Annotated in this window: 8 protein-coding genes; 7 read left to right on the top strand and 1 reads right to left on the bottom strand. The window is 69.5% G+C overall.

Features of this window, described 5'->3' with window-relative positions:
* The first annotated feature begins 50 nt into the window (after nt 1–50).
* From G537_RS0127555 to G537_RS0127585, 7 genes are all read left to right on the top strand, one after another.
* Nucleotides 51–1,286, top strand: coding sequence for an ABC transporter substrate-binding protein (locus tag G537_RS0127555; protein WP_026872841.1), 1,236 nt, complete (start codon nt 51–53; stop codon nt 1,284–1,286).
* Between the two features lie 26 nt (nt 1,287–1,312).
* On the top strand, nt 1,313–2,410 hold the full coding sequence (locus G537_RS0127560) for an ABC transporter ATP-binding protein (protein ID WP_026872842.1): 1,098 nt from the start codon (nt 1,313–1,315) through the stop codon (nt 2,408–2,410).
* Nucleotides 2,411–2,444: 34 nt separating this feature from the next.
* A complete protein-coding gene (locus G537_RS0127565) occupies nt 2,445–3,326 on the top strand; it encodes a polysaccharide deacetylase family protein (protein ID WP_026872843.1) in 882 nt (293 codons plus the stop codon).
* A 140-nt stretch (nt 3,327–3,466) separates the two neighbouring features.
* Complete coding sequence (locus tag G537_RS0127570) at nt 3,467–3,787, top strand: hypothetical protein (protein WP_026872844.1); 321 nt, start codon at nt 3,467–3,469, stop codon at nt 3,785–3,787.
* The gene (locus G537_RS40240; protein WP_034853234.1) at nt 3,784–4,830 is read left to right on the top strand and encodes a CobW family GTP-binding protein; all 1,047 of its coding nucleotides are present in this window, start codon (nt 3,784–3,786) and stop codon (nt 4,828–4,830) included. The genes G537_RS0127570 and G537_RS40240 overlap by 4 nt, the downstream gene beginning before the upstream one ends.
* 81 nt (nt 4,831–4,911) lie before the next feature.
* Entirely contained in the window at nt 4,912–6,150 is a 1,239-nt protein-coding gene (locus G537_RS0127580) for an ABC transporter substrate-binding protein (RefSeq protein ID WP_051249211.1), read from the top strand.
* Between the two features lie 208 nt (nt 6,151–6,358).
* Complete coding sequence (locus tag G537_RS0127585) at nt 6,359–7,447, top strand: aldose epimerase family protein (protein WP_211230531.1); 1,089 nt, start codon at nt 6,359–6,361, stop codon at nt 7,445–7,447.
* A gap of 201 nt (nt 7,448–7,648) precedes the next feature.
* Here G537_RS0127585 and G537_RS44350 read toward each other — a convergent pair.
* Nucleotides 7,649–7,991 (bottom strand): hypothetical protein (locus G537_RS44350; RefSeq protein WP_026872847.1); only part of this gene is annotated, 343 nt, incomplete at its 5' end.

The following is a 7,991-nucleotide window of genomic DNA, read 5'->3' on the forward strand; positions in this document are numbered from 1 at the left end:
CAGAGAAGAGCCGGTTTCTCGGGTGGTTTTCACGAAACGGAGAGCATCGCATGGCACAGATTCCGGCCTTGAGCCGCAGGCAGATCCTGCAGGGCACGATCGGCGCCACCGCCCTGGCGATGGGCGGCGGCACGCCGTTCCTCCATTCCCGCCGCGCCTATGCCCAGGCCAGCGCCCTGGCGCAGCAGCAGCTGCGCACCATCGGCCTGTCGGTCACGGTGCAGGACCGCATCCTGGCCGATTTCCAGAAGGCGTCCGGCGTCGGCGGCACCCAGGGCACGGCGGCGACCTTCCCGGACGCCCAGACCAAGATCCTGTCCGGCGCCACCGACTACGACTGCTGGGAGGTGATCGGCGAGCGGCTGCCCTCGGTGGTGCAGACCAATAACGTCACCGCCATCCCGGCCTCGGCGCTGAAGAACTGGGCCAATATCCGCGACACCTTCACCACGCCCGACCCGAAATGGCCCCGCGGGGCGCAGATCGTCGGCCAGATCTGGAAGGACGAGGCGCAGACCGAGCTGTGGATGGTGCCGGCGGTCTACAACTACGATTCCATCGGCTTCAACCCGGACGCCCTGTCCGACGAGGAGGCCAACACCTGGACCGCGATCTTCGACCCGAAGTTCAGGGGCAGGTCCGGGCTGAACACCGATCCGCTGATCGCTCTGGGCCAGGCCATCCTGGCGATGAACTCGCTGGGCCTGTCGCAGGTCGCCAATCCCGGCAACCCGAGCCAGGCCGAGATCGACGAGGCGATGAAGTTCCTGGTGTCGAAGAAGAAGGAGGGCCAGTTCCGCGCCCTGTGGGGCGATTTCGGCGAGCTGGTGAACCTGATGGCGTCGGGCGAGATGGTGGTCTGCGACGCCTGGCAGCCGGCGGTGATGGCGGTGAAGGCCCAGGGCAAGCCCTGCCGCTACGCCGTGCCGAAGGAGGGCTACCGCGCCTGGGCCATCGGCGTGTCGCTGATCGCCAGCTCGCCGAACAAGGAGGCGGTGACGGCCTATGCCGATTACTGGCTGTCCGGCCCGCCGGCGATCACGGTGTCGGAGCAGGGCTACTATTCCCCCACCACCAACATCAAATCGGTGATGGCGCCGGAGAAATACGCCTTCTGGTACGAGGGCAAGCCCTGGGTCGGCGCGCCGGAACGCGGCATCAAGGAAGGCGACCTGCGCGACGGCGGCTCGCTGGAGACCCGGGCCAAGAACGTCGCCTACTGGCACCAGTGGCCGGACGAATACGACCACGTGATCCAGAAATGGGACGAGTTCCTGAACGCCTGAGGCCGCGCGGACCGGAGGAACGCAGGATGACCTACGATCTCGAGCTCGTCGGCGTCGGCAAGACCTATGCGGACGGCACGCCGGCGGTGGTCGATTTCGACCTCCAGGCGGCGAAGGGGGAGTTCATCTCCTTCGTCGGCCCCTCCGGCTGCGGCAAGACCACGACCTTGCGGATGATCGCCGGCTTCGAGGAGATCAGCGCCGGCGACGTCCTGGTGCGCGGGCGGCGGATCAACGACCTGCCGCCCGAGCGCCGCCCGACCTCCACCATCTTCCAGAACTTCGCGCTGTTCCCGCACATGACCGTGCGCCAGAACATCGAATACGGCCTTCGGGTGAAGGGCCTGCCGGCGGCCGAGCGAAGGGCGAAGGCCGACCGGATGATGCAGGCGCTGGACCTGGCGGACATCGCCGACCGCCGCAGCGCCGGCCTCTCCGGCGGCCAGCGCCAGCGCACCGCCCTGGCCCGCGGCCTGGTGGTCGAGCCCGACATCCTGCTGCTGGACGAGCCGCTCGGTGCCTTGGACGCCAATCTGCGCAAATCGATCCAGGCCGAGCTGAAGCTGCTGCAGCGGAACATCGGCATCACCTTCGTCTTCGTCACCCATGCCCAGTCCGAGGCGCTGGCGCTGTCGGACCGCATCGTGGTGATGAACCGAGGGAGGGTGGAGCAGATCAGCCCGCCCGAGGAGATCTACCGAAGGCCGAAGACCGAGTTCGCGGCCCGCTTCATCGGCCGCAACACCGTGCTGCCGGGCCGGCTGGAGGCGCGGGACGGCGCGGTGGCCCGGGTCGGGACCGGCTTCGGCCCGCTGCACGGCACGCTGAACGACCCGACGCTGCAGGTCGGCGACGCCGCCGCGGTGGTGGTGCCGTCCGAGGCGATCGACGTGGTCGGCGCCGCCGGGGCCGCTTCGCTGGCTGGGCGCGGCGACACCCTGCCCGGCCGGCTGATCGGCCAGGCCGTCACCGGCCATGCGCTGCACCTGACCATCGGCCTCGCCGACGGGCGCGAGATCGGGGTCGAGAGCCATGTCGACAAATACGCCGCCGGCTGGTCGGGCGAGGAGATCGTGCTCGGCTGGCAGCCGGGCGAGGCGACGGTGATCCGGGCGGCCGCGTGACACGGCGGCGGCCCAACGAGAGGAGGAAGTCCTGATGGCGAAAGAGATCCTGTGCGGCTTCGGCGTCGATGTCGACGCGGTGGCCGGGTGGCTCGGCTCCTATGGCGGCGAGGATTCGCCGGACGACATCTCGCGCGGCCTGTTCTCCGGCGAGGTCGGCAGTCCGCGCCTGCTGAGGCTGTTCGACCGGCTGGGGATCAAGACCACCTGGTTCATCCCCGGCCATTCGATCGAGACCTTCCCGGAGCAGATGAAGGCGGTGGCCGAGGCCGGGCACGAGATCGGCATCCACGGCTACAGCCACGAGAACCCGATCGCCATGACCCCGGCGCAGGAGGAGGAGGTCCTCGACAAATGCATCGAGCTGGTGACCCAGCTGTCCGGCCGCCGGCCGACCGGCTATGTCGCGCCGTGGTGGGAGTTCAGCGCGGTCAGCAATGAGCTGCTGCTGAAGAAGGGCATCAAGTACGACCACTCGCTGATGCACAAGGACTTCGAGCCCTACTACGTCCGGGTCGGCGACAGCTGGACCAAGATCGACTTCTCGAAGAAGCCGAGCGAGTGGATGGTGCCGCTGAAGCGCGGCGTCGAGACCGACCTGATCGAGATCCCGGCCAGCTGGTATCTCGACGACCTGCCGCCGATGATGTTCATCAAGAAGTCGCCGAACAGCCACGGCTTCGTGAACCCGCGGCATATCGAGGAGATGTGGCGCGACCAGTTCGACTGGGTCTACCGTGAATACGACTACGCCGTGTTCCCGATCACCATCCACCCGGACGTCGCCGGCCGGCCCCAGGTGCTGCTGATGCTGGAGCGGCTGTACAACCACATGATCCGCCACCCCGGCGTGCGCTTCGTCACCATGGACGAGATGGCCGACGACTTCGCCCGACGGAATCCGCGGAAGAAGTAGCCAAGAGCGTTCTCCCTTATTGTCATTGCCGGGCTTGACCCGGCAATCCAGAGGGCGTCGAGACCTTCTGGATGCCCGGGTCAAGCCCGGGCATGACAATTGGGGGGGAGGCACCGACAGCTCAGGAGGAGCCAGTCATCATGTGCGGCGTGTGCGGCGTGCTCGGCGGCGAGGAGCACTGGACGGCGGAATCCGCCCGGCCGGAGGTGTTCGGCGCCGGCCGCACCCGCCGGGCCGAGCGGCTGCGCCGCGCCGCCGCGGCCAACCGGATCCTGTCGCTGTTCGGGCTGCGGCTGGACGACTGGCAGGGCAGCGCCTTCGTGCTGAGCGGACCGACCGGCCGGCAGGAGATCGTCGACGCCCTGCCGGCGGTGTGGGAGGCGGCATCGCGGCTGCTGGGCCGGAAGATCGACCCACTCGACCCCGCCCTGCTCGACCGCATCGCCGGGGGCGGGCGATGAGCGAGGCGATCCCGGTCAACGTCCTGACCGGCTTCCTGGGCAGCGGCAAGACCACCCTCCTCCGCCATATCCTGGCCGATCCGGCCTTCGCCGGCTGCGCCGTGCTGATCAACGAGTTCGGCGAGGTCGGCCTCGACCACCACCTGCTGCAGGCGGTGGACGAGGACGTGGTGCTGATGCAGAGCGGCTGCATCTGCTGCACCATCCGCGGCGACCTGGGCCGCGCCATCCGCGGCCTGTACGACCGGCGCGAGGCCGGCACCATCCCCGCCTTCGGCCGGCTGATCGTCGAGACCACCGGCCTGGCCGACCCGATCCCGGTGCTGGCGACGGTGATGAGCGAGCCGGTGATCCGCCACCATTTCCGGCTGGGCAACGTGATCGCCACGGTCGATGCGGTGAACGGCCCGGCGCAGCTGGACTGCCAGCCCGAGGCGGCGAAGCAGGCGGCCGTCGCCGACCGCATCCTGGTCACCAAGACCGACCTGGCGGCGCCCGAGGCGGTGGCGGCGCTGGAGGCGCGGCTCAAGGCGATCAACCCGGCCGTGCCGCTGTGGCGGTCGGCCAACGCCCCGCCGCCGGCCGAGGAGCTGGTCGGCCGCGACGCCTTCGACCCCGCGACCAAGCCGGCGGAGATCCGCCGCTGGTTCGACCTGGCGCGCTGGACCGGCAGCGCCGCCTGGCACCAGCATGACCACGACATCAACCGCCACGGCCGGGATATCGGCGCCTTCGTGCTGGAGGTCGAGGACCGTGTCGACTGGACCGTGTTCGGCCTGTGGCTGACCCTGCTGCTGCACAGCCGCGGCGACGACGTGCTGCGGGTCAAGGGCCTGCTGCACGTCGCCGGGGTCGACACGCCGGTCGTGGTCCAGGGGGCGCAGCACATCGTGCATGCGCCGAGCCATCTCGACGCCTGGCCGGACGGGGACCGGCGCTCGCGCCTCGTCTTCATCACCCGGGGCATCGGCCGGGCCGAGATCGAGCGCTCCTTCGCCGCCTTCCAGGCCGCCTTCGCCGAACCGGCGACGGCCGCGGCGTGACCCGCGGAAACGGACCCCCGGCCGCACTGGTCAGCCGCCGGCAAATCCGCTTCTAATACGATTTCGCCCGGGGGACGGATCATGGCCGCGGACGCAGCCGACATCCTGTTGAGCAAGGAGGGGTTGAGCAAGCCGGCGGTGCACACCGAGGGCCGGCCGCATCTGCGCGTTCTGGGCACCGAGATCACGCTGCTGGACAGCATCCGCGAACGGGCCGAGGCCGATCTCGGCATCACCATCAGCTACGAGACGCTGGACTTTCTGGGCGCGCAGCAGAAGGCGGCGACGCAGCCCGGCGCCTTCGACATCTACGACCAGTGCTTCCACAGCCTGGACATCGTCTGGTTCTGGAAGGCGATCCAGCCGATCGACACCGCCCGCATCCAGCACTGGGGCGAGGTCAACGACCTGACCAAGACCGGGCGGCTGAGCGCCGATGCCATGATCGGCCGCGGCGACGCCCCGGTGAAGAAGCTGTACGTCCAGCCCGACCGGTCGCTGGGCCCGCAGCCGTCGCGCCACATCAGCATGCTGCCGGCGGTGCACAACGTCGACGCCTTCGCCTATGACCCGACCGTGGTGCCGCCGGGCGAGGCCTATGAGACCGAGAGCTGGTCCTGGCTGCTGGACGAGCGCTGGTGCGGCCGCGTCGCCCTGGTGGACGAGCCGGCGATCGGCGTGTTCGACGCGGCGCTGGCGCTGCAGGCCCGCGGCGAGGCCAGCTTCGCCGATATCGGCAACATGACGCTGGCGGAGATCGACCGGCTGATCGACCTGTTGCTCGAGCGCAAGCGGCACGGCCATTTCTGCGGCTTCTGGCAGACCATGGCCGATGCCAAGCGGCTGATGGCCGACCATCGCGCGGCGATCCAGAGCAGCTGGGCCCCGGCCGCGGTCGCCCTGTCCGGCCTCGGCGTGCCGGTGCGCGAGGCGGCGCCGCGCGAGGGCTACCGCGCCTGGCACGGCGGCCTGTGCGTCGCCGCGCCCCTGACCGGCCGGGCGCTGGACGTGGCCTATGCCTATCTGAACTGGTGGCTGTCCGGCTGGCCCGGCGCGGTGATGGCCCGGCAGGGCTACTACATGTCGATCCCGAAGCGGGTGCGCCCGTTCCTGGATCCGGCGGAATGGGACTACTGGTACGAGGGCAAACCGGCGGCCAAGGACCTGGAGGGCACCGACGGCCGCGTGGCGGTGAAGGCCGGCGCCGTGCGCTCCGGCGGCTCCTACTGGCGCCGCGCCAGCCGCATCGCCGTGTGGAACACGGTGATGGACGAGCACAACTACCTGGCCCGCCGCTGGTCGGAGCTGACGGCGGGGTGAGACGGCCGGGCGCAATACCCAGCGATGCCGTCTCCGGAAGAACCTGGTCCGCGGACTGTCCCTCGGTCGGCGCGACAAGAATACGGACCCATGGAATCCGCAGCCAGACGGATCTGAACTACAGCGTTGCCACAACCTTGGGAGCGAGATCATGCATACGATGTTCGTTGCCGGGCAACTGGCCGCAGCGGTCCTGCTCGGAGGTCTCATGGCCGGCTCGCAGGCGCTGGCGGCTTCGATCGAGAAGAAGCCGTTCGGCACGACGTCGGACGGGACCGCGGTCGAGCTATACACGCTCACCAACGGCGCGATGAGCGTCAACATCCTCACCTATGGCGGGATCGTCCAGGCGATCAGTGTTCCCGACCGGGACGGCCGGTCGGGCAACATCGCCCTGGGCTTCGCCAGGCTCGACGACTACCTCACGAAGAATCCCTATTTCGGGACCATCACCGGCCGTTACGCCAACCGCATCGCCAAGGGCGCCTTCACGCTCGACGGCCAGACCTACAAGCTGGCCGCGAACAACGGGCCGAACGCGCTGCACGGCGGCCTCGCGGGATTCGACAAGAAGGTCTGGAAGGCGAAGGAGATCCAGGGCGCCGACGGCGTCGGCCTCGAGCTGACCTATACGAGCCCCGATGGCGAGGAGGGCTATCCGGGCACGCTGAACGCCAAGGTGACCTATACGGTGACCGGCAACAACGAGCTCCGGATCGACTACGAGGCGACGACCGACAAGCCGACGATCGTCAATCTCACCAACCACACCTACTTCAACCTTGCGGGCGAAGGGGCGGGCAGCATCCTCGACCACGAGCTCATGCTCAACGCCTCGGCCTTCACCCCGGTCGACGCGACCCTCATCCCCACCGGCGAGATCGTGAAGGTCGCCGGCGGGCCGATGGACTTCACCATCCCGGCCGCGATCGGCGCCCGGATCCGCGACAACGACCCGCAGCTCGTGTTCGGGCGCGGCTACGACCACAACTGGGTGCTCGACAAGCCGAGCGCCGGCGCCTTGAGCCTCGCCGCCCGGGTCCGCGAGCCGACCACGGGCCGGGTCATGGAGGTGTCGACGACCGAGCCCGGCATCCAGTTCTATGCCGGCAACTTCCTCGACGCCTCGCTCGTGGGCCCGAGCGGCCGGATGTACCGCCAGGCGGACGGCTTCTGCCTGGAGACCCAGCATTTCCCGGACTCGCCCAATCACCCGGAATTCCCCTCGACCGTCCTGAAGCCGGGCGACACCTATAAGACGACGACCATCTACCGCTTCACGACCGACCGCGGTTGAGAGACCGTCTGTAAATGCTACTGGCGCGGCCATCTGACGGCGGGCTCGAGCGCTTCCGGTGCTCACGGACTTTAACGTCCGCTGCGCTCCGGTTCTCGAAACCACCGCCAGCCGACTCACGCCAGCGCATTTCCAAACGATCTCCGAGCGCGATCGCAATTGCGGATCGTGGCGGGGACGCCGTTGCCGGGCGCCCCCGCGTCACCCGGTGTCCGGTGCGGGCTTGGGGTCGTCGACATAGAGGCCGAGGCCGAGGGAGCGGCAGAGGCGGTCGGCGGTGGTGGCGGTGGTCTCGGCGTCGAGCCACCCGATCACATCCGGCTCCTGCAGCCGGACCGCCAGCCCGGCCCGGAGCCCCGGCACCCGGGTCGGGTCCCGCACCTCGGCGAAGGCCCGCTCCATGGCGGCGGCCACCGCCTGCCGGCGCCGGGCCCGCTCGGCCGCGACCGCGGCCGGGCCGCCGGCCGGCTGGGCCGGCCGCGGCGTCGCCGGCCAGCCGAGGGCGCCCCAGCGGGACCATTCCTCGGACAGGCCGAGGCCGCAG

Origin of the sequence: Inquilinus limosus DSM 16000 (assembly GCF_000423185.1) — a bacterium.
In the GTDB taxonomy this organism is placed as follows: Bacteria; Pseudomonadota; Alphaproteobacteria; order DSM-16000; family Inquilinaceae; genus Inquilinus; species Inquilinus limosus.

Coding starts and splice junctions, on each gene's coding strand:
- G537_RS0127560 (WP_026872842.1), top strand. CDS start 1,313: ATGACCTACGATCTCGAGCTCGTCGGCGTCGGCAAGACCTATGCGGAC.
- G537_RS0127555 (WP_026872841.1), top strand. CDS start 51: ATGGCACAGATTCCGGCCTTGAGCCGCAGGCAGATCCTGCAGGGCACG.
- G537_RS0127565 (WP_026872843.1), top strand. CDS start 2,445: ATGGCGAAAGAGATCCTGTGCGGCTTCGGCGTCGATGTCGACGCGGTG.
- G537_RS40240 (WP_034853234.1), top strand. CDS start 3,784: ATGAGCGAGGCGATCCCGGTCAACGTCCTGACCGGCTTCCTGGGCAGC.
- G537_RS0127570 (WP_026872844.1), top strand. CDS start 3,467: ATGTGCGGCGTGTGCGGCGTGCTCGGCGGCGAGGAGCACTGGACGGCG.
- G537_RS0127585 (WP_211230531.1), top strand. CDS start 6,359: ATGGCCGGCTCGCAGGCGCTGGCGGCTTCGATCGAGAAGAAGCCGTTC.
- G537_RS0127580 (WP_051249211.1), top strand. CDS start 4,912: ATGGCCGCGGACGCAGCCGACATCCTGTTGAGCAAGGAGGGGTTGAGC.